Below are 25,250 nucleotides of genomic sequence, written 5' to 3'. Positions count from 1 at the left end.
GCCTCCCATTCGAAATTACTTGGTCGCAAGCTCCGCAAGATGCTTCTTTGCGCTCTGCGCGACAGCATCCATTTCGATCGCAACCGCTGTCAGGCCGGTGATGGTGCTGACGACGGTGGGGGGTGCCTCGGCGGCCAGTTTGGCCCGTTCAAGCGCTTTCGCGGTCGCATCAATCAAGATGACCCAGTCCGCCAGCAATTTCCTGTACGTATTGACCTTGTCTGTATCGGCCGCAGTCAGGCCTGCTCTCACCGCGGTGTCGCTGTTTCGTATGGCTGCCGTCAGAACCGGAAAAATATACCGCGTCGATTCACGCAGCTCGTGCAGCAACGCCATCACTGTCGGATATGCCTTCACCAGGAAAGTACGAAAGTACTCTCGCGAGCGAAGTTTCAACGCCTCTTGAACGAACGGCAACAGGACCTGGAATGCAGCATCGATCGCGGGCAAGGCGGCCGCGACATGCGGCTCCGCCTTGGTCAGCCCCGAAATGACTGATGAGGTGTCTTTGACACCGGAAATCAACGAACTCTCGAGCGCAGAAATCTTCCCGGCCAACGCCTCGGCGGTTTGCCCGGTCTCCAATCCATAGAGGATGTCGTTATAGGTTTTGATCGTGTCCAGCGAAGCACGTAATGCGGCTGTGCCGGGCGGATCGATGGAGTCGGTGTAATATCTTGCTAGATTGGGATCGAACGTGACCGAGTTCAGGGCCTTCCTGTTGACCCTGAGAAACAGCCAGCGTTCCTGAATCGCAAGCTGATCGAAGATCGACGCGGATGTTGTTTGCGCCTTGTCGAACGCAGCCTTGTAGGCTTCGAATTCGGCGATGCCACCCGTCGCACAGGCATTCAACGCGAAAGCCGCAGCGATCAAGAACAAGGCCGCTCTAAGATCTACAATACGCCTATAAAAATAAACAGACCAACGCTCACGCATGATCCCTCACGCCCATCTTATGTGATGAGCGCCTCCCCCAACATCAGATGTTAGGTGAGTGATGCGGATAATGCAACCGCAATATGCGGCGGGAAAATCGCAGGCCGACGGAGGAAGTGGTTTGCCGGGCTGCCGGCGCTCCCGTGGGAAACGCCGGCACGAGTTAGATCCGTGAGACCTACGGCAGCTTCAGCGACGTCTCCGCATTGTAAGGCTTCAGCGTTTCGTCGGCGGCCTTCTGCGCCGCAGCCAACGCTTCCTTCGGCTGCTTCTTGCCGTTGAGGACCAGCATCACCTCGTCCTCGAGGTTCTTGCGGACCGGCACGGTCTTGTAGGTCGCGAACCACGGCTTGGCGACGTCGAGCTGCTCGACGGCGGTCCTGGCATCCGGGTTCTTGTTCAGGAAGTCGACCATGTCAGGCGTCTTGTACGCCGCCATGTTGGGCGCGAAATAGCCGGTGGCGCGGCTCCACCAGCCGCTCTTCTCGGGCGAGGTCATCCACTTGATCAGCGTCCAGGCCGCCTTTTGCTTCTCGGCTTCGAGACCTGCCGGAACGATCAGCGAGGCGCCGCCGATCGGCACGGCGTTGCGGACGTTGCGCGGGATGAAGGCGACCTTGTAGGCGAACTTGGCGTTGTCGCGCACATAGGTGAGCGAGCCCGTCGACAGCATCATCATCGCGGCGTTGCCGGAGATGAAGGCGGTGCTGACGGCAGGTCCTGGCGTTGCGCCGGGCGGATGCACCTTGTGCTTGGTGACGAGATCATTCCACCAGGAGAGCGCCCCCAGCATCGAGGGCGTGTCGTAATAGACCTCGCCGCCGAACTCCTCGTTGTAATAGCGCCCGCCATTGCTCATGGTGAGCGTTTCCATCATCCAGCCGCAATAGTCGTAGGCGCAGGGAATCTCGATGCCCCATTGGGTCACCTTGTCGCCCTCGCGCTTGGTCAGCTTCTTGGCCCAGTCGGTGAGCTCGGCCCAGGTCTGCGGCGGCTGGCTCGGATCGAGGCCCGCTTCCTTGGCCTTGTCCGCGTTGATGTAGAGCAGCGGCGTCGAATTGTGGAACGGCACGCCATAGACCGAGCGGTTGATCACCGCGTTGCCCTGCAGCGCCGGGAAGAACTGGCCCAGAAACTTTTCCTTGGTGGTGCCGTCGGCCTTGATCAGCGCATCGAGATTGGTGAGCTCGTTCTCGATCTGCATGTCGAGCAGGAAGTTGGCGGACATGATGACCGCGGACGGCGGCTTGCCGGCCTTGATCGCGGCGCGCGTCTTGATCAGCGTGTCGTCATAGGAGCCGGTGTAGACCGCGGTCGCCTTGATGTCGGGGTGACCTTCGTTGAACTCCTTGATCAGGGTGCCCATGTCGCGGGCGAGCTTGCCGTCGACCGGGACGGGGAAGAACAGATCGATCTCGGTCGGACCTTCGCCGGCGAGAGCGGGAAAGGCGAGGGCGCTTGCCAAAGAGCCTGCCGTGGCAAGGCCGAGCATGAGCCTGCGGGAGAACAGCATCGGAAAATCTCCTATTTGATGCCTGAGGTGACGAAAGAGCTGATGAAGCGCTTCTGGAAGATCAGGAAAGTGACGAGCAGCGGGGCGATCACCATCAGCGTGCCGGCGGCGATGGTGCCCCAGGCCTGCGTGCCTTCGGCGGTCTTGGTGAAGACGGACAGGCCCACGGTGAGCGGCCGCTTGTCCGGCGAATTGATCACCATCAGCGGCCACAGGAAGTCGTTCCAGTGGCTGGTCACGGAGATGATGGCGAAGGCCGAGAAGCTCGGCATCGACAGCGGCACGTAGATATGGCGGATGCGCTGCAATAGGCTGGCGCCGTCGATCAGGGCCGTGTCTTCCAGCTCGGTCGGAATCGCCTCGAAGGCCTGGCGCATCAGGAAGGTGCCGAAGGCGGAGGCGAAGAACGGCATCATCACGCCGGTGAGCGTATCGTAGAGGCCGAGCCGCGCCACCAGCGACAGGTTCGGCACGATCAGCAGCACCGGCACCAGCATCAGCTGCATCAGGAATAAATAGAAGATCAGCGTCTTGCCGACGAAGGCGAGGCGCGCGAAGGCAAAGCCCGCGAGCGTGATCGTGACGAACTGCACCAGCAGGATGCCGGCGCAGATGATCGTGGTGTTGAGCGTGTAGCGCGGGAAATCGCCGATCTCCCAGGCATCCCTGATGTTGTCGAGAGTCGGCTTCAGGCTCGGCATCAGCTCGGCCATGGCGTTGATGCCGTCGGAAGCCGGGCGCAGCGTCGCCACGACCATCCACAGGAAAGGGATGAGCCAGACGATCGCGAGCAGCACGGTCAGCAGAAAGCCGAGCTTTGGGGTGATCTCGCCCCGTGTGGCGAGCGGGGCGTCTTTGTAGAGCCGCTCCATCAGCTTCATGGCCCGCCCTCGCGGTTCGCCATGGTGCGGAACGACAGCGCGGTGAGGCTCATCAGCGCGGCGAGCGTCAGCAGCGTCGCGGCCGAAGCCTTGCCGACGTCGTAATGCTCGACGGCCTGCTGGTAGATGTAGAACAGCACGAGACTGGTCGAATTGGACGGCCCGCCCTGGGTCATGACGAAGACGTGGTCGACCTGCGTCACCGCGTTGAGGATCGCGATGACGGTGACGAACAGGAAGGTGGGCTTGAGCTCCGGCAGAATGATGTGGCGCAGGCGCATGTAGGGCCCGGCGCCGTCGAGATGAGCGGCCTCCATCACGTCCTCCGGAACGGCCTGGAGGCCGGCAAGGAAGAACAGCATGTAATAGCCGGCGTTCTTCCAGATCGTGATGACCATGATCGCCTGGAGCGCGACATCGGGGTCGCCGAGCCAATTCGGCAGCACCGGAAGCAGGCGGCCGATGTAGAAGTCGAGCAGGCCGACATTGGGCAGGAAGATGAACATGAACAGCGCGGAGGCCGCCACCATCGGGATCAGCACCGGCAGGAACAGCGCGGCGCGCAGCGCGCTGCTGACGGCATGGGTGCGCGACAGCGCCAGTGCGAACAGCAGCGCGAGCGCGATGCTCGGGATCGCGGTGCCGACGGCGTAGATCAAATTGTTGACGACGGCGCCGGTGAAGGCGGGGTCGGCCAGCACCGCGCTGATATTGTCGAGACCGACGAAACGGACCGGCGCCTTGGGCGTGGCACGCTGATAGAGCGCATCGACGAGCACGCGTCCCATCGCGCCATAGGTGAACAGCGCGAGGAAGATCAGCGAGGGCAGCAGCAGCAGATAGGCCGGCAGCGAAGCTTTGAGACGGGTGGTGAGGCGCTTCAGGACATCCAGGCGCGGCGCTGCCGAGGTCGCGACCGGGAGAGCCGCGGGTTCAGCGAGGCTCATCTCACCGCGCCGCGAAGTTGAGCGCATAGTGGCGGCCATCCACTCCCGCCGGAGGCTCGAAGGGGAAGCGCAGGCTTTGGTCGAGGAAGTCGTGGCTGTGCACGACGAGATTGTCGTCGGCGATCAGCACCACGCCATAGGCCGGCGGCTCGTGGCTCGCCAGATGGTCGGTGGCATTGGCGTCCAGCTCGAACCAGACCTGGTGATTGGTGCCGCGCAGGGTCGAGAACGGGATCTTGCCGTAGCTGCCGAAGATCGGGCGGTGCACATGGCCGAAGAAGAGGTGGCGGATGCGCGCGCGATAGGGCGCGATGATTTCGGCGAACTCGGCGCTCTGCTTCAGTCCGATCTCGTCCATCGCGTAGACGCCGACCGGGAGGGGCGGATGATGCATGAACACGACGAACTCTTGGTCGGCGGGTGCGGCTGCAAGCGTGCTCGCGAGCCAGCCGAGGCGCTTGGCGCACATCTCGCCGGCGTGGCTGGTCTCGTCCAGCGTGTCCAGGAAGACGAACAGGCCGTGCTCGGTGGTCCGCGTGCCCTGCACGAAGCCGTTGGGATCGCGCGGCGCGGCCCTCAGGCTGTCGAGGCAGGTGACGCGCTTGTCGTGATTGCCGACCATGGCGATGTAGGGAATCTTCAGTGCGGCCATCGCGTCGGCGAAATTGGCGTAGGATTCCGCCTCGCCCCAATGGGTGAGGTCGCCGGTCACGACCGCAAACGCGGCGTCGGACTGATGCTTGTTGATGTCGGCAATCGCCGCGTCCACCCGGGCGCGCGGATCGAGGCCGTAAAGCGTCGAGCCGGGGTTCGCCAGATGCGTGTCGGTGAGGTGGATGAATTTGAAGGGCATGCGCGCGCTGTGTCGGGATGGTTGGAGGACGGACGCCTCCGGCAAGACGACCCTGACAGGCGGTTAGAGCGCGTGTGTTTCAGTTTGATGACAGCGGTTCCCGCGCACGGGACGTGTCCACAACGTCCGCGGGACGAGGATGCACCGCGCAAGGCGCAATCCACGTAGTGAACCAATTAGAGATGGTCGTGCGCGGTCGGACCCGCCTCACGTCCCGCAGAACGTCCGCAGCACCCGCTGGTCCGGCAGCGGCGGATCGGCGTAGGCCGCATACTCCGGCTGGTCCTCGAACGGATTTGCCAGCACCTTCACCAATTCCTCGAACGGCGCGTAGTCGTCGTCGTGCACGGCAGCCTGGATCACGGCTTCGACGCGGTGGTTGCGCGGGATGAACATGGGATTGACGGCGTGCATGGCGGCTTGCCGCTCGGCTGCGCCTTGCTGCTCCAGCGCGATGCGCGCGCGCCAGCGGCCGGCCCATTCGTCGAAGGCCGCAGGCTCCATGAACTGCGCGCGGACGTCGGCGGCGTCATCGGCCGCGGCGTCGCCGAGCTTGCGGAAGGTGAGGGTGAAGTCGGCCTGGTTCTTGGCCATGGCATCGAGCAGGTCCTGGATCAGGGCCTCGTCGCCGTCGCGCTCCGTGAACAGGCCGACCTTCTTGCGCAGGCCAGCCTGATAGGCGGCACTGAACTGGTCCGAGAAGGCGCCGAGAATGTCCTGGGCTTCGGCGACCGCCTTCTCTTGGTCATCGGAAAACAGCGGCAGCAGGCATTCAGCGAGCCGCGTCAGATTCCACAGCGCGATGCGCGGCTGGTTGGCATAGGCGTAGCGGCCCATCTCGTCGATCGAGGAAAACACCTGTGCGGGGTTGTAGGCGTCCATGAAGGCGCAGGGGCCGTAATCGATGGTCTCACCGGAGATGGAGCTGTTGTCGGTGTTCATCACGCCATGGATGAAGCCGACCAGCAGCCAGCGCGCGACGAGCTCGGCCTGACGCGCGACGACGCCGGCGAGCAGCGCATGATAGGGGCGCTCCGCCTCGCGCAGCTGCGGATAGTGCCTGACAATGACATGATCGGCGAGGGCGCGGATCGCGTCGGTGTCGCGGCGGGCGGCGAAGAACTGGAAGGTGCCGACCCGGATATGGCTGGAGGCGACGCGCGTCAGCACCGCGCCGGGCAGCGCGGTCTCGCGGATGACGTGCTCGCCGGTGACGACGGCGGCGAGCGAGCGCGTGGTCGGGATGCCCAGAGCGAACATCGCTTCGCTGACGATGTATTCGCGCAGCACCGGCCCGAGTGCCGCGCGTCCGTCGCCGCGGCGGGAGAACGGGGTGGGGCCCGAGCCCTTGAGCTGGATGTCGCGGCGGACGCCCTCCCGGTCGATGACCTCGCCGAGCAGGATGGCGCGTCCGTCGCCGAGCTGGGGCACGAAATGGCCGAACTGATGCCCGGCATAGGCCATGGCGATGGGGTCGGCGCCGTCGGGAACCGTCTTGCCGGCCAGGATCGCCGCACCTTCCGGGGTGTCCAGCATGTCCGGATCGAGCCCGAGCTGGACCGCCAGCGGCCGGTTCAGCTTGATCAGCCGGGGGGCCGTGACCGGGGTCGGCGCGACGCGGGCGAAGAAGCTGTCCGGCAGCGCCGAATAGGAGTTCTGGAAGGGGAAATGCACTGTCATGGCCTCAAGATAGGGCTGGAACGCCTGATGGCAAAGGCTTGGGCTCCGATAAGCCAAAAATGGGCCCTCCGGGTCCAAAACAGGCCGTTCCCTTGGTTGCCGCCTTGGGCCTCGTCGGGTAAACCCTGCCGCAATCTCGGACCGGCCGTGACAGGCCGTCCGATTCGACCCCTCCGACATTGATTTTGGGACGACCATGCATCGCTACCGGTCACATACATGCGGCGCGCTCCGCGAGAGCAACATCGGCGAGACGGTCCGCCTTTCGGGCTGGGTCCATCGCGTCCGCGACCATGGCGGCGTGCTCTTCATCGATTTGCGCGACCATTACGGCCTGACCCAGTGCGTGGTCGATCCGGACTCGCCGGCATTCGCGCAGGCCGAGAAGCTGCGTTCGGAATTCGTGGTGCGGATGGACGGCAAGGCCCGCCGCCGCCCCGAGGGCACCGACAATGACGATCTGCCGACCGGCAAGATCGAGATCTATGTCACCGAGATCGAGGTGCTGGGCCCGGCGGGCGACCTGCCGCTGCCGGTGTTCGGCGACCAGGAATATCCCGAAGACATCCGCCTGAAGTACCGCTTCCTCGATCTGCGCCGCGAAAAGCTGCACCAGAACATCATGACGCGCGTCGAGATCATCAAGTCGATGCGCCGGCGCATGGAGGGGCAGGGCTTCTTCGAGTTCAACACCCCGATCCTGACCGCGTCCTCGCCGGAAGGCGCGCGCGACTTCCTGGTGCCCTCGCGCATCCATCCCGGCAAGTTCTACGCGCTGCCGCAGGCGCCGCAGCAGTACAAGCAGCTGCTGATGATGTCGGGCTTCGACCGCTACTTCCAGATCGCGCCCTGCTTCCGCGACGAGGACCCGCGCGCCGACCGTCTGCCGGGCGAGTTCTACCAGCTCGACGTCGAGATGAGCTTTGTCACGCAGGAGGACGTGTTCGCGGCGATGGAGCCCGTGATCACCGGTGTGTTCGAGGAGTTCGCCAAGGGCAAGCCGGTGACGAAAGGCTGGCGCCGGATTCCGTTTGCCGAGGCGCTGCGCAAATACGGTAGCGACAAGCCGGATCTGCGCAACCCCATCGAGATGCAGGACGTCTCCGAGCATTTCCGCGGAAGCGGCTTCAAGGTGTTCGCGCGCATGCTAGAGGATCCCAAGAACCAGGTCTGGGCCATTCCCGCGCCGGGCGGCGGCAGCCGTGCGTTCTGCGACCGCATGAACTCGTGGGCGCAGGGCGAAGGCCAGCCCGGTCTCGGCTACATCATGTGGCGCGAAGGCGGCGAGGGTGCAGGTCCCCTCGCCAACAACATCGGGCCCGAGCGCACCGCTGCGATTCGCGCGCAGATCGGCACCAAGGAGGGCGATGCCGCCTTCTTCGTCGCCGGCGATCCCGACAAGTTCTGGAAGTTCTCTGGTTTGGCCCGCAACAAGGTCGGCGAGGAATTGAACCTCACCGACAAGGAGCGGTTCGAGCTCGCCTGGATCGTCGACTTCCCGATGTACGAGTACAACGACGAGGACAAGAAGGTCGACTTCTCGCACAACCCGTTCTCGATGCCGCAAGGCGGCCTCGAGGCGCTGAAGGGCCAGGATCCGCTGACCATCAAGGCGTTCCAGTACGACATCACCTGCAACGGCTACGAGATCGCCTCGGGCGGCATCCGCAACCACGTGCCGGAAGCGATGGTGAAGGCGTTCGAGATCGCGGGCTACGGCGAGCAGGAAGTGGTCGACCGCTTCGGCGGCATGTACCGCGCCTTCCAGTACGGTGCGCCGCCGCATGGCGGCATGGCCGCGGGCGTCGACCGCATCGTGATGCTGCTCTGCGGCACCACCAATCTGCGCGAGATCTCGCTGTTCCCGATGAACCAGCAGGCCATGGACCTGCTGATGGGCGCGCCGTCGGAAGCCACGACGAAGCAGCTGCGCGAGCTGCATGTGCGGGTGAACCTGCCGCAGAAGTGAGGCTGCACGCCTGGTCTCGTGCCCCGGACGCAGCGCAGCACGCAGTGATGCGCTGCCGAGCCGGGGCCCATGTCGCGGTGAACCGCAAGCTCTCTGGGGCCCGGCTCTGCGTCGCGTCAATTCATGCCGCGCCGCGTCCGGGACACGAGATCAAACTACAACCCCGTCGACGCCTCGATCCTGAACTGCGCCAGCGCGTTCTCCGGGTCGGTCTGGATCAGCTGCATCAATTGCATCAGCGGCACCTTGGCGCGCGGCGCGAGCTTGACGGTCAGCGTCTGACCTGATGTCTCGACGAAGCCGGCGAGCGCATCCACCGCGCCCTTGGCATCGGCGCTGGCCCCCGCGATCTTCTCGCCTTGCGCCCTGATCATCTCGACGATGGCGCTGCGTGCGGCGTCGCGGCTGACATTCTGCATGCGCGCGAACTGCGCGACGACGAGATCGACGACGCCGCTGTCGCGCAGCGAGAGCTCGAGCGCACCGGTCTCGACCTGCGCCGCCTGGCCCATCGCCTGCACCGGATCGGACGTGAACAGGCCGCGCGGCACGTTGGCGAGCGCGAAGCCGACTTGCGCTTTGGCAAGGTTGCCGAGATCGATCGTGGCCGGCGCAAGCGCGAACGCGCCCGTCGATTCCGTCCAGGCCGCGCCGAGATCGAGGTCGATGGCGAGCTTGTCCACGCCCGCCATGATCAGCGGCTGCAACGCCGGATTGGCGGGATCGGTCGGCGTGACCATCTTCACCACCAGATTGGCTTTGCTCGGGATCGATCCGACCAGTTGGCCCCAGTTCAGGCTGATCGTGTCGATGGTGAAGAGCTGCCGCGTCGTCTTGTACGGCGAGACCACGCCCTTGATCTCGGCGCCTTCGAGCACGCGGAACAGGCCGAGCATCTGATCGGGCGAGGGCGGCTGTCCCGGCGTCTTCAGGCTTGCTGCCCAGCGCATCAGATTTCCGGCGCTGAAGGACCTCAGCGTGAAGCGCTCCATCTTGAGCTGGCCCTGCGGCATCGGCATCTCCAGGCCTTCCAGCGCGATCTTGTCCTGATCGTATTTGACCGCGTTGAGCCGTCCCGTCCCTTGCGGCGTCTCGACCGTTTGCTTGCCGACTTCCGCCTTGCCGATCCGAAAGCCCTCGAAGAAGTCAGCCACCTTCTCGATCATGTCGCGTGATTGCGCAGGCGTCGGGATCGAGCCGTCAGCCGGCACCAGCGCGATGATCTCGGCCGGGCGGAATTTCGAGGGACGGATCGCAATGTCGTCGAAGGTGATACCGTCGATCAACACGCGCACGCCTGGCGCCGTCGTCACCACATATGAATTCACTGAAATGCGTCGATAGATCCTGTGAAAATTGTCATCGCTCGACACTTGCTGATCGAGCGCGGCCCTGACGGCGGTCGCGTCGAAATCGTAGATGGCGAGACCCGACATTTCGCCGGTCATTTTCGCGGGCTTGCCCGGCTGGGCCAGGTCGAGTGTAAAGCTGACGTGGTCCGTCTTCGCGGTCTCGATCTTGCCGCGGTTGAGGTTCTGGACCGACAGACCCGAATAAACATAATCGCCGCTGCCGGCATTGCCGCTGCCGGCATCGACGTTGACCGCGATGGTCGGCGCCGTGATCGAGGACGCCGAGACGGTCGCGTATTGCGCGAGCATGAAACGGTACATGTCGATGATCGAGGCGGACAGCGGCGTGCCGTCTGCACGGGTCGGGCCGTAAAAGTCGCGCGCGCTGATTTGTGGGATCTTGTAGTTCGCTTTCAGCTTCGCCTGCTCGCTGGACGTGTAGGCGACCTCGACGCCGGACAGGTCAATGTTGTCGGCCGAGAAATGGGTCTCGTCTGGCTGGTGGACACCGACGGCCGTGACCTTTGCGACCTTGATGTTGGCGAGCTGTGGCTGGGCGGGTTCGACCGCGATGTCCTCGATGGTCAGTGTCCGGGTCGCGAGCTCGAACGTGACCTTGCCATGGCTCGCCTTGCCGCCGCCCGAGCGGATCCGCTCGAACGCCGCCTCGACCTCGCCGGTGGCCCGGTGCTGGACATAGAGGTTGAAGCCGAACCATCCGCCCGCGCCGAGCCCGGCTGCCACGATCAGGCCGATCAGGATTCGCTTCATTTCCGGCTCCAGTTGCTCGTTCTGCACCGCGCAACCTGCCATATTCGCGAAACGCCGCGCGGTCCAGGGAAAGCTATGGTTTTCAAACATTTGGCCGCACGCCCTGTTGATGGGCGCGCAATCGGATGTTGCCACCGGGGCGCCCGGCGTGCTTCATCCCGTTTCCATGACCCGGAAATACGGTTCGCTTGGACAGCGGCCCCGGATCGTGCATTTTGAGGCGGGTAACGCGAGGCAAGAGACCGCATGTCGTCCTATTCTGATGATCTCCACCAGGCGGCGCTCGCCTACCATCGTCTGCCGCGCCCCGGCAAGCTCGAGATCCAGGCGACCAAGCCGCTTGCCAACCAGCGCGACCTCGCGCTGGCCTATTCTCCGGGCGTTGCCGCGGCCTGTACCGAGATCGCCAAGAACCCGGCGGAAGCCGCCACCTTGACGACCCGCGCCAATCTGGTCGCCGTGGTCTCCAACGGCACCGCGGTGCTCGGCCTCGGCAATATCGGCCCGCTGGCCTCCAAGCCCGTCATGGAAGGCAAGGCGGTCCTGTTCAAGAAATTCGCCGGCATCGACGTGTTCGACATCGAGATCGCCGCCGACACGATCGACCGCGTGGTCGAGACTGTCGCGGCGCTCGAGCCGACCTTCGGCGGCATCAATCTGGAGGACATCCGGGGACCCGAGTGTTTCGAGATCGAGACGCGCTTGAAGGAGCGCATGAAGATCCCGGTCTTCCATGACGACCAGCACGGCACCGCCATCATCGTCGCCGCCGCCATCACCAATGGTCTCAGGCTGAACGGCAAGAAGCTGTCCGACGTCAAGATCGTGGCGTCGGGGGCAGGGGCCGCGGCCATCGCGACGCTCAATCTCCTGGTGTCGATGGGCGCGCAGCGCAAGAACATCTGGGTCTGCGACATCGACGGGCTCGTGCACGAGGGCCGCAACACCACGATGGACCGCTGGAAGGCGGTCTATGCGCAGAAGACCGACAAGCGTACGCTCGGCGACGTCATCGGCGGTGCCGACATCTTCATCGGTCTCTCGGCGCCGGGCGTGCTGACGCCTGACATGGCCAAGGCGATGGCGGACAAGCCGCTGATCATGGCGCTCGCCAATCCGACACCGGAGATCATGCCGGAGGAGGCGCGGAAAGCGCGGCCCGACGCCATGATCTGCACCGGGCGCTCCGATTATCCGAACCAGGTCAACAACGTCCTCTGCTTTCCCTTCATCTTCCGCGGCGCGCTCGACGTCGGCGCGACCGCGATCAACGAGGAGATGAAGCACGCCGCGGTCGAGGCCATCGCGCAGCTCGCGCGCGAGGCGCCGTCGGATGCGGTGGCGCTCGGGGTCGAAACCAGCGAGGCGGGCGGTTTCGGCCCGGGCTCGCTGATCCCGAGCCCGTTTGATCCCAGGCTGATCCTGCGCGTGGCGCCGGCGGTTGCGAAGGCGGCGATGGAGTCCGGCGTCGCGACGCGTCCCATCACCAATTTCGACGAATATGCTGCGCAGCTCATGCGCTTCGCGTTCCGCTCCGGCCTCGTCATGAAGCCGATGTTCGCCAAGGCCAAGACCCAGCCGGTGCGCGTGATCTACGCCGAAGGCGAGGACGAGCGCGTGCTGCGCGCCACGCAGGTGGTGCTGGAGGAGAATTTGGCGCGGCCGATCCTGGTCGGCCGCCCTTCGGTCGTGGAGGCGCGCATCAAGCGCTTCGGCCTCTCGATCCGCGCCGGCAAGGATTTCGACCTCGTCAATCCCGAAGACGATCCGCGCTACCGTTCCTACGTGCAGTCCTATGTCGAGGTCGCCGGCCGCCGCGGCGTGACGCCGGATGCGGCCCGCACCGTGGTGCGGACCAACAACACGGTGATCGCCGCGCTCGCGGTCACGCGCGGCGAGGCGGACGCCATGCTGTGCGGCGTCGAGGGCCGCTATATGAGCCATCTGCGCCATGTCCGCGAGATCGTCGGATTCTGTCCGGGCATCAGCGACTATGCGGCGCTGGCGCTGCTGATCACGAGCAAGGGCGCCTTCTTCATCGCCGACACGCAAGTTCGCCCCAATCCGAGCGCGGAAGAGCTGGCCGAGATCGCATCGCTCGCGGCGGTCCACGTTCAACGCTTCAACATCAAGCCGAAGATCGCCTTCATCTCGCATTCGGATTTCGGCAGCTACGACACCGACTCCTCGCGCAAGATGCGCCTGGCGACCCAGCTGTTGAAGGACAAGCATCCCGAGATCGAGGCCGACGGCGAGATGCAGGGCGATACGGCTCTCTCCTCGGCTGCGCGAAGAATGGTGCTGCCGCATTCCAAGCTGGAGGGCGAGGCCAACATCCTGATCATGCCGACGCTGGACACCGCCAACGTCGCCTATCAGATGATCAAGTCGCTGGCGGACGCGCTGCCCGTCGGCCCGATCCTGATCGGCCCGGCGCGCCCCGCGCACATCCTCACCCCGTCGGTGACGGCGCGCGGCATCCTCAACATGACGGCAGTCGCGGTGGTCGAAGCGCAGGAGCGCGCGGCGCGGCAACAGCCGACGTTGTTCACGTAAGGCTGGCTCCAGCGTCATCGGCGGTGCAATCCCTTCTCCCCTTGTGGGAGAAGGTGGCGCGAAGCGCCGGATGAGGGGTATCTCTCCGCGAGTGGCCATCGCGAGAGTTTGCTGTGCCGAGAGATACCCCTCATCCATCTCGCCGCTGCGCGAGCCACCTTCTCCCGCAAGGGGAGAAGGTAAGAGGCGCCAACCTTGAATTCCTTTCACTTCTCCATTTCGCTGTTTGTAAACCGGCGCACGACTCTCCATAATCTGCTCACGCGTTCCGCGCTCTAAGCTTGCCAAGAGGCCGATCATGCCAGCGTTCGTGACTTTCGGGCGAATTCTGTTCGCCGTGCTGTTCATCTACACGGGCGCGACCAAGCTCTTTGCCATCCAGGCGACGGCCGACTTCATCGCCAGCAAGGTCGTGGTGCCCGAGATCGTCGCGCCCTACGCCAAGCAGCTCGAGACGGCGACCGCCATGACCACGCCGCAGTTGCTGGCGATCGCGGTCGGCGGGCTCGAGATCATCGCGGGGTTGATGATCGCGCTGAATTTCGGCGCGCGGTTCTTCGCGATGCTGATGATCATCTACGTCGCGGTTGCGACGGTGGTGCTCGATGACTTCTGGAACCAGGCTGCGCCCGACAATGCCAAGATGGTGGTCGACGCGCTGAAGAACCTCTCGATCATCGGCGCCTTGTTCATGCTGATGGGTTACGGCCGCACCACGCGTCCGGCCGAGGCCGCCTACGGGGACGTCTAGCCGCGAGCTGACAGCCGGGCGTCAGCTCCCGAGGTCACAAGTTTGATGTGATCATTCCGTGAGGTGGTCACCGGTAACAAGATGCCGGTACTGTGCATGGGGTTGATCTTCGGTTTTTAACTTCAGGCCTGGCGTCGACGCCACGGCGTCACCGTCACCTCGTGCCCGGAGTCGAGGAGATACGGCGCGCCGGGCTTCAGCCCGTGCGAGGCCAGCACCTCGTGCGGCGTCCGCTGGGGCACGCCGACGAAACAGCCTTCGCCGCCGGGCAGGCGCACATGCGGGGCTTCCGACAGCCAGAACGTGTCATAGCGGTCCATGAACAGGTCGAACACGACGGGGCCGCCGATGATTGCGACCGTGCCGGAGGCGACATCCGCAAAGGCGCAGGCCTCCTCGAAGCTCGCATGATCCGGATTCCACAGCGTCGCGTTCGGCATCTCGGGATCGACGGTGAGGGCCTTGATCCTGCGCGTCAGGATCAGCCGCTTGCGCTTCGGCGAGTTCGGCTGCTGCTCATGCGAGTTGCGGCCGTGCACGATCAGCGCGGCGCGATCGAGGGCCTGCTCGAAGAACAGCTTGTCGCCGTCGAACTTCAGGCTGTCGGGCATGACATGGGTGGCGTCGGCAAGCATGCCGTCCGCCGAGACGATGACGTAGCCTTCGATCTGGAAAGACAATGGCCGTCTATTCGGAAACCGTCGTCACCACGGAATTGACCGGGCGCTGGCTCACCGTCGGCAGCTTGACGTCCTTGAGCAGCTCCTGGTCGTATTCGGGCAGCGTCGACGCCGGGAATTTGGCGCGCATCGCCACCACCTTGTAGCCGCCGGCTTTGAGGCGCTTGAGCAGCTCGGGCAGGGCTTCCGCCGTGTGCTTCTGGAAGTCGTGCATCAGGATGATGCCCTTGCCCTTGGTGTCGAGCTTCTTCATCACGGTCTCGACCACCTTCTCGGGCTTGGAGGCCTTGAAGTCGAAGGAGTCGATGTCGCAGGAGAAGATCGCGGTGTTGCGGTTGCCGAGATAGGTGACCATCTCCGGCGGATGCTGGAGCGCCGGGAAGCGGAAGAACGGCGAGGGCGAGATGCCGCCGAGCGCCCACTTCACCGCGGACAGGCCCTTCTCGATCTCTTCCTTGCGCTGCGCTTCGGTGAGCTTCTTGTTGTTGAGGTTGGCGTGCGACCAGGTGTGGGTGCCGACGGTGTGGCCGGCGGCGTAGACCTGCTTCAGGATCTCCGGCTCGTAGGTCGCGTGCTTGCCGATCGAGAAGAAGATGCCGGTGGTGCATTCATCGGCGAGCGCCTTCAGCACCGCGGGCGTGTTCTTCGGCCAGGGGCCGTCGTCGAAGGTCAGCACCACCTCCTTGTCGCGCAGGAAGTCGAGCTCCTTGAAATGCTCGAAGCCGAAGCCGGGACCGCCGGTGGTATCGATCTCGACGGTGCGGGCGACACCGAGCGCGCCTTGCGTGTTGCAGGCCGCGCGCGCCGGCTGCGGGGCTTGCTTGGGCGGAGGCGGATTGACGAAACCTGCTGGCGCCGCCGCTGCGGGAGCGGCCGCCGGAGCCGGGGCGGGTGTTGCAGCTGCCGGCGTCGCCGCCGGTGCGGCTTGCGTCGCGGCTGCGGGCTTCGCGGCCGGGGTCTGCGACCACGCCGCGCCGGTCATGGCCAGAGAGATCGCGCTTGCCAAAATCAGTCCTGCCGCCACGCGCATGGTGTTGTCCTCGAGATTGATCCCGTTGTTCCGCCGCGGCTTTTCGCCTTCGGCCAAACCGTCCTGCCCTTACGATCCTAGCCTAGATGGTGGCCCATCGCCATTGCAACGGCTGTTTGGCATCCCGCCATAATTGTGCCCAGCCGGATGGGCTGCGCCTCGCGTCAGCTGTCGGCCAGCGCCTTGGCAATTGCCGTCTTGATCCGCGTGTCGGCCGGCTCGACCGCTGACGGAAACACGTCGGCGATATAGCCGTCGCGGCCGATCAGGTATTTGTGGAAGTTCCAGCGCGGAACTTCCCGAGGCCGCGCATCGGCGGCCCATTTGTAGAAGGGATGCGCCTTGGCGCCGACGACGGCAGCCTTAGCGGTAATCGGAAAGGTAACGCCATATTGGTGGTGCGCGGTCGCCGTGATCTCGCTGGTGCCGCCGGGCTCCTGGCCGCCGAAATCGTTGGAGGGCACGCCGATCACGGTGAGTCCGCGTTCGCGAAACTCGCTCCAGAGCTCCTGCAGGCCGGCATATTGCGGTGTGTAGCCACACAGCGAGGCGGTGTTGACCACCAGCAGCGGCTTACCGGTGAAAGCGGCGAGGCGGATGTCGTCGCCCGACAAAGCGGGGAAAGAAAACGCATAGGCCGAGATCCGGCTCATGCCGCCATCGGCAAACGCACGCGTCGCCGGCGCGAGCACGCCCGCCAGCGCCACGGTGAGCACGGTCCTGCGGTTCATCATGACGGCATCCCCCGAAATGATCCGGGCCGCATGTTACTCCGCCGGTGCGCCCGGCCTCGTCAACACCGCGTTATCGGCCACAGTGAAGCAGGTCAGTACAGACGAACGATGAAGTCGGTGCCTTCGCCGGTCTCGCCCTGGTTGATGCCCTGGTCGGAGATGATGATGGAGCCGCCTGATGTCAGCATCTCGTTGATCTTCGCCATGGTGTCGGCGGGGATCGAGATGCGGTCGAGCGCCGCGGCCGGGCTGTCCGGCGTGACGACAGGCTTGGCAGCAACGGGCTTGGCGGCGACGGGGATCACGGCAACGCCAGCCTTGCGGCGGGTGAGGCGGCTGTCGTCCTCGCGTGCCGCAGAACGGGCGGAGACGGGCAGCGACACCACCGACCAGCGCAGCGCATTAGTATCGGTCTTGTCGAGCTCGGCGGTGAAGATGTGCGTGCCGAGCGGACGGTCGCTCGTGGCGATCGTGACCGGGACCTCGAACAGCGGCGCAAAATTCTGCCGCACGTAGAGCTTGGAATCCTTGCGGCTGATGAAGACGGCGATCTGGCCGGCCCGCTTGGGTGTGTCGGGCTTGGCGGTCGGTGCGGGATCGGCGACGCGGGTCTCGTCCTTCTTCGCCTCGGGGGAGCCGGCGACCGCAGGTGCCGGTGCCTCGGGCGTCTTCGCGGAGTCTGCGGCTTGCGTCTTGACCGGCTCGGCCTTGTCGGCGGGCTTGTCCTCGGTCGCCGGCTTGGCGGCTTCTTCCGACGCAGTCTTGGCCGCGTCGGATGCTTCGGCCGTCTCGGCCTTGTCGGCGGGCGCGGCGGCTTCCTCATGCGCCGGCGCATTGCCCGTGGTCACATCCGACATCACGGTGTGGCCGACGGAGGCGCGCAGCTCGAGCACCGCGTCGGCGCTGGCGGTCTTGGTTTCGACAGGCTTGGTCTCGGCGGGCTTAGTTTCAGCGGGCTTGGCTTCGGCGGCTTTGGTCTGCGCTGCGCCCTTGTCTGCCTTGTCGCCGACATTGGTCTGCGGCTCGAGGCTGGCGGCGGGCTGCGGCGGAACGCGCAATGAGGCGAGCATGGGATGAGAGAAGCTGTGCGGCGTCATCTCGCCGGGCGCGACGATGACGCGCGCGCCCATCTTGGTCCAATTCCACATCTTCACCGCGAACGCCATCGGCATCCGGATACAGCCATGCGAAGCCGGATATCCCGGCAGAACGCCGGCATGCATGGCGACGCCGGACCAGGTGATCCGCTGCATGTACGGCATCGGCGCGCCGCTATAGATGTTGGAATGATGGAACTTGTGCTTCTGGATGACGCTGAACACACCCATCGGCGTCGAATGGCCCTTCATGCCCGTCGACACCGGAGATTCCGCGAACACGCCATTGGTGTCGTAGACCGTGACCTTCTGCCGGTCGATCGAGACGACGATAACCAGCGGCCCCTGCGGCTTGGTGCCGGCTTCCTTTTGGGCGACAACTTCCTTCTTGCCGGTCGCGCTGCGTTTCTGCGGCTTCTGGCGCGGTATCTCGGGATGCCGGTCCTGTCGGCCGTAATAGGAGCCGTCGGAATAATCCGTCCAATAGTAATATGCTGCGTCTGCCTGGCTGGTCGCGCCCATCGCACTCGCCGCCGTCACAATGGCGACCTGCCAAAGGCGCGCCGGCTTGGCAGAGAAACCCGACCCGTTCACGCTGTTCATCCTCGAATCCATAATCCAAATCAGACGTTAGTCTCGCAAAGGGGATACGCGTTCACCAGCAGCGCGGTTCTGCCATCAGCTACTTTTGTCCAAGACGTAACAAAAAAGCCTCACAGAGCGGTAAACGGCGGCCGTGCCCGTCCGCTCGTCGTCTTCCTGAGCGGCGGCCTCATACCTACATTGTGGGGACTTGTTACCGGAGAACTTCATGTCATCTCGTTTCCCTGGTCTTGGCGGCATCCGCTTGAAAGGCCTCGCCTTATTCCTCCTGGCCTTGGCTGTGCCGGCGGCGTCCGCGCATGCGGCTGACGAGCCCGATCTGATCTTCCGTCGCTCCACCGTGTTCAAATGGATGAGCCCGAACGACAAGCTCGCGACCTATGGTCTCGACGATCCCGAGGTCGAGGGCGTCGCCTGTCATTTCACGGTGCCGGAGAAGGGCGGCTTCAAGGGCTGGCTGGGCCTTGCCGAGGAGGTCTCTGACATCTCGCTGGCCTGCCGCCAGGTCGGCCCGATCAAGTTCAAGACCAAGATGGAGCAGGGCGACGACATGTTTCGCCAGCGCCGTTCGCTATTCTTCAAGAAGATGCAGATCGTGCGCGGCTGCGACGCCAAGCGGAACGTGCTGGTCTACATGGTCTATTCGGACAGGCTGATCGAGGGCTCGCCGAAGAACTCGACCTCCACCGTCCCGATCATGCCTTGGGGACCGGCAGACGCAAACGTCCAGAAATGCGGCGAGTTCTTCACGCAGTGACGCCTTTGACGAGATGCGAGCCGGTCAGCCGCACGAAGGCCTGCGGCGCGGCCTCAAAGCCGCGGCCGGACTGCAGCGACATCACGCCGGCCGAGGCGACGCGCCTCGGTCGTTGATCTCCGCCGTCGGTCCGCTGGTCCGCCTCGCGCGGCGTTGCGCGATCCTGCATCGTCATGATGGCCATCCCTCAACTGAACGCGCCCGGTGATCCCGGGCGTCTTGGTTTCGATGGCTTGGGTCGCAGCCGACGCGCCCCCGGTTCGACCAGACCCAGCCTTCGTTTGACATCCTCTTCAGCAGAAAAACGTAAAATGCGTGTGAAGCGCGCAATGCGTTACGGTGACGGCGGCGGCGCGGAGGCGGTTGCGCGGCTGGATCAGGAGCCTGGCAGGCCGCTTTCAGCTCCGGCGCGACCTGACTGAAATGATTGGCAGTTTTGGAGAATTGTGTCGTCGCCCTGCAGGGGACGAAACAATTCTCACGCCAGATGAAACCATTTTGCGTTTTTGGCGCATCACGGGCGAAACCGCCCATGGTTATCAGCTTCACAACGACGACGGCGCACCGCCAGCCAGGGAATTCGGAGACAAGACCATGCGCGCGCTCAGCTTTATCCTTGCTTTCGCTTTCGTGGTTGCCGGTTCCTCGTTCGCGGGTTCGCCGGACGGCAATCTCCCCGGTATCGGCACCTTCCAGTACAGCGGCTCGCCGATCACCACCGCGACGTCGCAGCCGATCGTGGTTGCCGCGCGCTTCTGATCGATAACAAGAAAATCAGCCGATAAAGGCCGTCATGCTCGTTCGATTTTGCGCCGCTGCGTTCGTGTCCGTCCTGACGATCAGTGCGGCCGAGGCGCAGGTACGCGCGCCCTCCAGATTACCGGATCCCCGCACCGAGTTCGTGCGCCAGTGCGCACCACGGATGATCGGGCGCTGGGAACATCCCGAGGAAGTCTGCGGCTGCCTGCATGATCACGCCGCGGCGGCCGTCGAGGACCGCGATCTGCGCGAGGCGCTGTTGCGCGGCATCAGCGAAACCGGCGTACCTACCATCGAGACCGACTGGGTGCCGGCTTCCAAGCAGGGCGAGATCGGCCCGACCTTCACCAAGATCGCCAAGCCGACCTTGCAGTGCATGTTCGATCCGGCGAAGCAGTAGCTATTTCGTCTTCGGACCGTAGCGCGGCACGCAAGCGGCGGTGCGCACGACGCCCTTGTCCGACATCTTCGCCCCCCGCACTTCCTTGATCTGTCCGGCGGGACAGGTTCCGTCGTCCACCTGCACGCGCTGACCCAGCTTGAGATCGCCGATGTCTTGCTCGCGTCCCACCGAGCCGGCATGTGCCGTCGCGGCAAGTGCGATGGAGATCAGGAATGAGAGGCAGATCGTGCGGCGTAGCGGCATGGCGAAAGGTCTCGGAGACGATGCCGCAATGTAGGGACTGGCCGGCGATTCTCATAGTGAACGTTCGTCACGCGCCCCTGGCCGCCTTGGCCCTCGCGCGCAGGGCCGCGCGCGACTCCCTCGCCAGCCGTTCGGCGGAGGCCGTGAGCTGTGGAACCGGATGGCCGGAGAATCCCAGCACGAAGCCGGGCAGAGGCCGCGCGCGCGAATAGGTGTCGGCCAACAGCCAGCCTTCCGCGCCGGCCGCCTGCTTGGCCCGCGCGGCCACCGACAGGTCGACCGACGGATCGAACCGGGCGACCAGATGCAGGCCTTGTGAGGGCACCGGCACCGAGAGCACGCCATCGGACGCGGCTTCCAGCGTTTGGGCCAGCACATCGCGTGCGTCGCGATAGAGTTTTCGCACGCGCTTGAGGTTTGCGGCGAACGCGCCTGAATTGAGCATGTCGGCCACGGCACCTTCCATCAGCGTGGCGGGGAAGCGGTCGAGCGCCGCGCGCGCCGCCGTCACGTCCGCGATCAGGCGTTCGGGCAGGGCGCAATAGCCTATGCGCAGGCCCGGAAAAAGCGTCTTGGCGAACGTGCCGAGGTAGATCACGCGCTGGAGACGGTCGATGCCGGCGAGCGACATCAACGGTGCGCCGTCATAGCGAAACTCGCTGTCGTAATCGTCCTCCAGCACGAAGGCACCGGCCTGCCTGGCCCAGTCCAGAAGCTCGAGGCGCCGCGGCATCGACATCTGCACGCCCAGCGGAAACTGGTGCGAGGGCGTGACATAGGCCGCGCGTGCGTCGGGCGCCGCGGTGCGGCCCTTGGCGATCCGCATGCCGTGCTCGTCGACGGGAACGGGCACGGCGCGATAGCCGCAATGCACGATGGTTTTTCGCGCGGCCGGATAGCCGGGGTCTTCGCACCAGACCTGGTCGCCCGTCCTCAGGATCGCGCTCAGCACGATGCGCAGCGCGTGCAGGGTACCCGACGTCAGCATGATCTGATCGGGATCGCAGCGCAGCCCGCGCGCCGACAGTAGATGATCGGCGATGGCCGCGCGCAGCTCGCGGCTGCCGCGCGGGTCGCCATAATGCAGATGTTCCGACCCGAAGGCGCGCATGCGCCGGCCGACGAAGGCGCGGAAGCGCTGCACCGCGCGTTCGTCGATATGCGTGCAGCCGAGCGCGAACGCGCCTTGTCCGGGCGTTTCGACAATCGCCTTGGGCTTGGTCGGCGCGGCCGCGCGCGCCGGGATGCGCGCGGCGACGAAGGTGCCGGAGCCGACAGTGGCCTCGGCAAAGCCATCGGCGATCAGTCGCTCATAGGCGTTGACGACGGCGTTGCGCCGAAAGCCCGTTTGTTTCGCCAGTGTGCGGGACGGCGGCAGCGGCTCGCCGGGTTTCACCAGGCCGCCGACGATCATCTCGCACAAGGCCTGATAGAGCCGGTGCGCCGACGAGGCGCCGGCCGTGATGTGGGGACCGGTGAGGTCGAGCGGCAGTTCGGCCTTAACCGGCGAGGGGATGGAATTGGTCGGAATTTTTCGCATGGAATTGGAACTATCGCAGACCAAATGCGCCGCTACAACTGCGCCCGTTCTTTCCAATCCGATCAGGAGCGGCCGTGAGCCAGACCGAGACCACCAATTCCTATCCGACCTCCGCGCGCAACCAGGTGAAGCGCCGGCACGACCGCGGCTTCTACGATCACGACACGGTTCATCGCATCCTGGATTCCTCGATGCTCTGCCACGTCTCCTACGTGATCGACGGCCAGCCCTATTGCACGCCGACCTTCTTCTGGCGCGAGGGCACCAAGCTCTATTGGCACGGCTCGAGCGCCAGCCGGATGCTGCGCAATCAGACCAGGGGCGAGCGCGTGTGTCTCACGGTGGCCCATCTCGACAGCCTCGTGCTGGCGCGCTGCGGCTTCAACCATTCCGCCGACTACCGTGCGGTGATGGCATTCGGCACCGCCTATCTCGTTACCGATCCCGCGGAGAAGGAGCGCGCGGTGATCGCGATGGTCGACCGCTTCTTCCCGGATCGCACCGCGAGCCTTCGGGCCAGCAACACCCAGGAGATCAAGGCAACCTCCTTCATCGCGATGGAGATCGAGGAAGCCTCGGCCAAGATACGCGCCAAGGGTGTTGCCGACGACGAGGAGGATTATGAATTGCCTGTTTATGCCGAGCGCATCCCGGTTCGCACGGTGCTCGGCGCGCCCGAGCCGTGTCCGCGCCTGCTCGACGGCGTCAGCCGGCCTGCGTCGCTGAATGGCTATTCCGAAGGCCGCCTGCTCGAAGATGCATTGCGGGATGCCTATTTTGCAGAGTACCCGAACGGCTGAAATCGGCTAGCCTGCGCACTCCTTGGGACCATTGGAATGCCTGGAGTTGCCTGATGAATGCCGAAACGCAGCAGAGGATTCTCGACGCCGTCGATGCCGGCTTCGAAGCCCAGCTTGCAACCACACGCGATTTCGTCGCGATCCCTTCGACCCGCGGGGCGGAGGGGCCGTGCCAGGACATGATCGGCGACCTCCTGCGCGAGCGTGGCTATGAGGTCGATGACTGGCACATCAACGTCGACGATCTCAAGGATCTGCGCGGCTTCGGCCCGATCGAGCATGATTTCTCCAAGGCGCGCTCGGTGGTGGGGACCTATCGTCCCCAAACGAACGGCGGCAAGTCGCTGATCCTGCAGGGGCACTGCGATGTGGTGCCCGCCGGCCCGCTGGAATTGTGGGACACGCCGCCGTTCTCGCCCGTCATCAAGGACGGCAAGATGTTCGGCCGCGGCGCCTGCGACATGAAATCGGGCACGATCGGCGCGCTCTATGCGCTGGACGCAATCAAGGCCGCGGGCTTCAAGCCGACGGCGCGGATCCATTTCCAGTCCGTCATCGAGGAGGAGAGCACCGGTGTCGGCGCGCTCTCGACGCTGCAGCGCGGCTACCGCGCGGACGCCTGCTTCATCCCGGAGCCGACCGGCGGCAAGATGGTGCGCTCGCAGGTCGGCGTGATCTGGTTCCGCCTGCGCGTGAAGGGGCATCCGACGCACGTGGCATTCGCCGGCTCCGGCGCCAACGCCATCATGGCCGCCTATCATCTGATCCAGGCGCTGCAAAAGCTCGAGATCGAGTGGAACGAGCGCGCCAAGGCCGACAAGCACTTTAGGACGTTGAACCATCCCATCAATTTCAACCCCGGCATCATCAAGGGCGGCGACTGGGCCTCCAGCGTGCCGGCCTGGTGCGACGTCGATTGCCGGATCGCAGTGTTGCCGGGCTGGTCGATCGCCGATCACCAGAAGGAGATCATGGCTTGCGTCGCGGCCGCCGCGCGCAACCACCGCTTCCTCGCCAACAATCCGCCCGAGATCGAGTGGTCGGGGTTCCTGTCGGAAGGCTACGAGCTGACCGACGCCGCCGCGCCGGAGGCCGCGTTCAGCAAAGCGTTCGGCAAGGTCTATGGCGGCACGCCGGAGGACCTCGTCTTCACCGCGCTCACCGATACCCGCTTCTACGGCCTCAACGAAGGCATCCCGAGCCTCTGCTTCGGCGCCAGCGGCGGCGAGATGCACGGCTTCAACGAATTCGTCGAGCTGGAGTCGCTGAAGAAGACGACCAAGGCGATGGCGCTGTTCATTGCGGAATGGTGCGGAGTGGAGAGGGCGTAGCGGCCACCTCGATCGCGGCTCTCGTAGGGGTGGCAAAGGCGCACTTGCGCCGTGCCCACGAATTTTCTCTGACATGACCAAATGCGTGGGCACGCTGCGCTTTGCTCGCCCCAAGATATCTCGGCCGGAGCGGCTGTTGCTCGAAACAAGGGCTCTCCAAAATCCTTTAAGCTTAAAATAAGTACTAGGACGCCACCTGCTCTGGTGGCAGACTGGCGCCCATCGCAAGGCCTGAGTCCTCGGGAGTGACAATGCGCGATTGGGATGATGCTTACGCCAATTCGGCCCATATCCCGGGGTCGGACAAGATGCCGGGGCTGTGGGCGGAGCGGGCGGGGGCCTACCGGGCAGGGCTGACAAATTTTCGCGCTGATATCGCCTACGGCGCGGGTGAGCGCCAGAAGCTCGACCTGGTCCTGCCCGACGGCGACAGCGAAGGCCTCGTGGTGTTCGTCCACGGCGGCTACTGGATGCGCTTCGATAAATCGACCTGGACTGATCTGGCCGAAGGCGCACAGCAACACGGCTGGACCGTGGCGCTGCCGAGCTACACGCTGACGCCGGCCGCGCGCATCTCCGACATCACTGCCGAAATCACCGCCGCGATCGCCAAGGCTGCTTCGCTCGTCGCAGGACCGATCCGGCTTGCCGGGCACTCCGCCGGCGGTCATCTCGTCACGCGCATGTTGTGCGACGACAGCCGGCTGGAGCCCGCCGTCTTCAACCGCATCGCCGGCACCCTCTCGATCAGTGGCCTGCACGATCTGCGTCCGCTGCTGAAGACCAAAATGAACGACACGCTGCGCATGACCGTGGAAGAGGCGGCGCTCGAAAGTGCTGCGCTGCATCTGCCGCGCGGACATTCACCTGTCACCGCCTGGGTCGGCGGCGGCGAGCGGCCCGAATTCATCCGCCAGTCCGACCTGATGGCCAATGTCTGGACCGGTTTCGACGTGCCGACCCGTCTTGTCGTCGATCCCGGGCTGAACCATTTTACCGTGATCGACGGACTGAAGGATCCGGCCTCGCTGATCACCGCGCGCCTGATCGGCCTCGACTGA

At 64.8% G+C, this 25,250-nt stretch carries 23 protein-coding genes; 9 read left to right on the top strand and 14 right to left on the bottom strand.

Annotated features, from left to right (window positions below; genetic code table 11):
- Positions 1 to 15: 15 nt before the first annotated feature.
- From XH83_RS19455 to XH83_RS19430, 6 genes are all read right to left on the bottom strand, one after another.
- Complete coding sequence (locus tag XH83_RS19455; RefSeq protein ID WP_194402415.1) at positions 16 to 882, bottom strand: hypothetical protein; 867 nt, start codon at positions 880 to 882, stop codon at positions 16 to 18.
- A gap of 235 nt (positions 883 to 1,117) precedes the next feature.
- The gene (locus tag XH83_RS19450) at positions 1,118 to 2,452 is read right to left on the bottom strand and encodes an ABC transporter substrate-binding protein (protein ID WP_194402414.1); all 1,335 of its coding nucleotides are present in this window, start codon (positions 2,450 to 2,452) and stop codon (positions 1,118 to 1,120) included.
- Positions 2,453 to 2,463: 11 nt separating this feature from the next.
- Entirely contained in the window at positions 2,464 to 3,333 is an 870-nt protein-coding gene (locus XH83_RS19445) for a carbohydrate ABC transporter permease (protein ID WP_194402413.1), read from the bottom strand.
- Positions 3,330 to 4,280 (bottom strand): carbohydrate ABC transporter permease, encoded by a 951-nt coding sequence (locus XH83_RS19440; RefSeq protein ID WP_194402412.1) that lies wholly within the window; start codon positions 4,278 to 4,280, stop codon positions 3,330 to 3,332. The genes XH83_RS19445 and XH83_RS19440 overlap by 4 nt, the downstream gene beginning before the upstream one ends.
- A gap of 1 nt (position 4,281) precedes the next feature.
- Complete coding sequence (locus XH83_RS19435) at positions 4,282 to 5,133, bottom strand: phosphodiesterase (RefSeq protein WP_194402411.1); 852 nt, start codon at positions 5,131 to 5,133, stop codon at positions 4,282 to 4,284.
- Between the two features lie 207 nt (positions 5,134 to 5,340).
- A complete protein-coding gene (locus XH83_RS19430; RefSeq protein ID WP_194402410.1) occupies positions 5,341 to 6,813 on the bottom strand; it encodes a YdiU family protein in 1,473 nt (490 codons plus the stop codon).
- A gap of 196 nt (positions 6,814 to 7,009) precedes the next feature.
- Between XH83_RS19430 and aspS the strand changes: the two genes are divergently transcribed.
- The gene (aspS, locus tag XH83_RS19425) at positions 7,010 to 8,782 is read left to right on the top strand and encodes an aspartate--tRNA ligase (RefSeq protein ID WP_194402409.1); all 1,773 of its coding nucleotides are present in this window, start codon (positions 7,010 to 7,012) and stop codon (positions 8,780 to 8,782) included.
- Between the two features lie 155 nt (positions 8,783 to 8,937).
- Here aspS and XH83_RS19420 read toward each other — a convergent pair whose 3' ends face one another.
- Positions 8,938 to 10,905: a hypothetical protein gene (locus XH83_RS19420; protein WP_194402408.1), complete on the bottom strand. Its 1,968-nt coding sequence runs from the start codon at positions 10,903 to 10,905 to the stop codon at positions 8,938 to 8,940.
- A gap of 246 nt (positions 10,906 to 11,151) precedes the next feature.
- Between XH83_RS19420 and XH83_RS19415 the strand changes: the two genes are divergently transcribed.
- Together XH83_RS19415 and XH83_RS19410 are read left to right on the top strand one after the other, a co-directional pair.
- Positions 11,152 to 13,461, top strand: coding sequence for an NADP-dependent malic enzyme (locus XH83_RS19415; protein WP_194402407.1), 2,310 nt, complete (start codon positions 11,152 to 11,154; stop codon positions 13,459 to 13,461).
- Positions 13,462 to 13,759: 298 nt separating this feature from the next.
- Positions 13,760 to 14,212, top strand: a complete 453-nt coding sequence (locus XH83_RS19410; RefSeq protein WP_194402406.1) for a DoxX family protein — start codon at positions 13,760 to 13,762, stop codon at positions 14,210 to 14,212.
- Positions 14,213 to 14,334: 122 nt separating this feature from the next.
- Here the strand turns inward: XH83_RS19410 and XH83_RS19405 are convergent, their stop codons facing one another.
- The 4 genes from XH83_RS19405 to XH83_RS19390 all read right to left on the bottom strand — a co-directional run bounded on the left by XH83_RS19405 (position 14,335) and on the right by XH83_RS19390 (position 18,356).
- Entirely contained in the window at positions 14,335 to 14,892 is a 558-nt protein-coding gene (locus XH83_RS19405) for a dihydrofolate reductase (protein ID WP_194402405.1), read from the bottom strand.
- A 7-nt stretch (positions 14,893 to 14,899) separates the two neighbouring features.
- Positions 14,900 to 15,922: a polysaccharide deacetylase family protein gene (locus XH83_RS19400; protein WP_194408324.1), complete on the bottom strand. Its 1,023-nt coding sequence runs from the start codon at positions 15,920 to 15,922 to the stop codon at positions 14,900 to 14,902.
- Positions 15,923 to 16,086: 164 nt separating this feature from the next.
- Positions 16,087 to 16,656, bottom strand: coding sequence for a glutathione peroxidase (locus XH83_RS19395; RefSeq protein WP_194402404.1), 570 nt, complete (start codon positions 16,654 to 16,656; stop codon positions 16,087 to 16,089).
- 92 nt (positions 16,657 to 16,748) lie between these two features.
- Entirely contained in the window at positions 16,749 to 18,356 is a 1,608-nt protein-coding gene (locus XH83_RS19390) for a L,D-transpeptidase (protein WP_194402403.1), read from the bottom strand.
- Positions 18,357 to 18,564: 208 nt separating this feature from the next.
- Between XH83_RS19390 and XH83_RS19385 the strand changes: the two genes are divergently transcribed.
- On the top strand, positions 18,565 to 19,113 hold the full coding sequence (locus XH83_RS19385) for a CreA family protein (RefSeq protein WP_194402402.1): 549 nt from the start codon (positions 18,565 to 18,567) through the stop codon (positions 19,111 to 19,113).
- Here XH83_RS19385 and XH83_RS19380 read toward each other — a convergent pair.
- Positions 19,103 to 19,288 (bottom strand): hypothetical protein, encoded by a 186-nt coding sequence (locus XH83_RS19380; RefSeq protein ID WP_194402401.1) that lies wholly within the window; start codon positions 19,286 to 19,288, stop codon positions 19,103 to 19,105. The genes XH83_RS19385 and XH83_RS19380 overlap by 11 nt on opposite strands.
- A gap of 188 nt (positions 19,289 to 19,476) precedes the next feature.
- Between XH83_RS19380 and XH83_RS19375 the strand changes: the two genes are divergently transcribed.
- Both XH83_RS19375 and XH83_RS19370 read left to right on the top strand, forming a co-directional pair.
- The gene (locus XH83_RS19375) at positions 19,477 to 19,872 is read left to right on the top strand and encodes a hypothetical protein (RefSeq protein ID WP_194408504.1); all 396 of its coding nucleotides are present in this window, start codon (positions 19,477 to 19,479) and stop codon (positions 19,870 to 19,872) included.
- A 34-nt stretch (positions 19,873 to 19,906) separates the two neighbouring features.
- The gene (locus XH83_RS19370; RefSeq protein ID WP_194402400.1) at positions 19,907 to 20,272 is read left to right on the top strand and encodes a hypothetical protein; all 366 of its coding nucleotides are present in this window, start codon (positions 19,907 to 19,909) and stop codon (positions 20,270 to 20,272) included.
- Here the strand turns inward: XH83_RS19370 and XH83_RS19365 are convergent, their stop codons facing one another.
- Both XH83_RS19365 and XH83_RS19360 read right to left on the bottom strand, forming a co-directional pair.
- Positions 20,273 to 20,518, bottom strand: a complete 246-nt coding sequence (locus XH83_RS19365) for a DUF6719 family protein (RefSeq protein ID WP_194402399.1) — start codon at positions 20,516 to 20,518, stop codon at positions 20,273 to 20,275.
- A gap of 67 nt (positions 20,519 to 20,585) precedes the next feature.
- Positions 20,586 to 22,058, bottom strand: coding sequence for a PLP-dependent aminotransferase family protein (locus XH83_RS19360; protein WP_194402398.1), 1,473 nt, complete (start codon positions 22,056 to 22,058; stop codon positions 20,586 to 20,588).
- Between the two features lie 74 nt (positions 22,059 to 22,132).
- Between XH83_RS19360 and XH83_RS19355 the strand changes: the two genes are divergently transcribed.
- From XH83_RS19355 to XH83_RS19345, 3 genes are all read left to right on the top strand, one after another.
- Positions 22,133 to 22,858: a pyridoxamine 5'-phosphate oxidase family protein gene (locus XH83_RS19355; RefSeq protein ID WP_194402397.1), complete on the top strand. Its 726-nt coding sequence runs from the start codon at positions 22,133 to 22,135 to the stop codon at positions 22,856 to 22,858.
- A gap of 53 nt (positions 22,859 to 22,911) precedes the next feature.
- Complete coding sequence (locus XH83_RS19350; protein WP_194402396.1) at positions 22,912 to 24,189, top strand: ArgE/DapE family deacylase; 1,278 nt, start codon at positions 22,912 to 22,914, stop codon at positions 24,187 to 24,189.
- A 251-nt stretch (positions 24,190 to 24,440) separates the two neighbouring features.
- Complete coding sequence (locus XH83_RS19345) at positions 24,441 to 25,250, top strand: alpha/beta hydrolase (protein ID WP_194402395.1); 810 nt, start codon at positions 24,441 to 24,443, stop codon at positions 25,248 to 25,250.

This window comes from Bradyrhizobium sp. CCBAU 53351 (assembly GCF_015291745.1).
GTDB lineage: Bacteria > Pseudomonadota > Alphaproteobacteria > Rhizobiales > Xanthobacteraceae > Bradyrhizobium.
The sequence above is the reverse complement of the archived record's forward strand: the minus strand, read 5'-3'. Positions and strand labels throughout refer to the sequence as shown.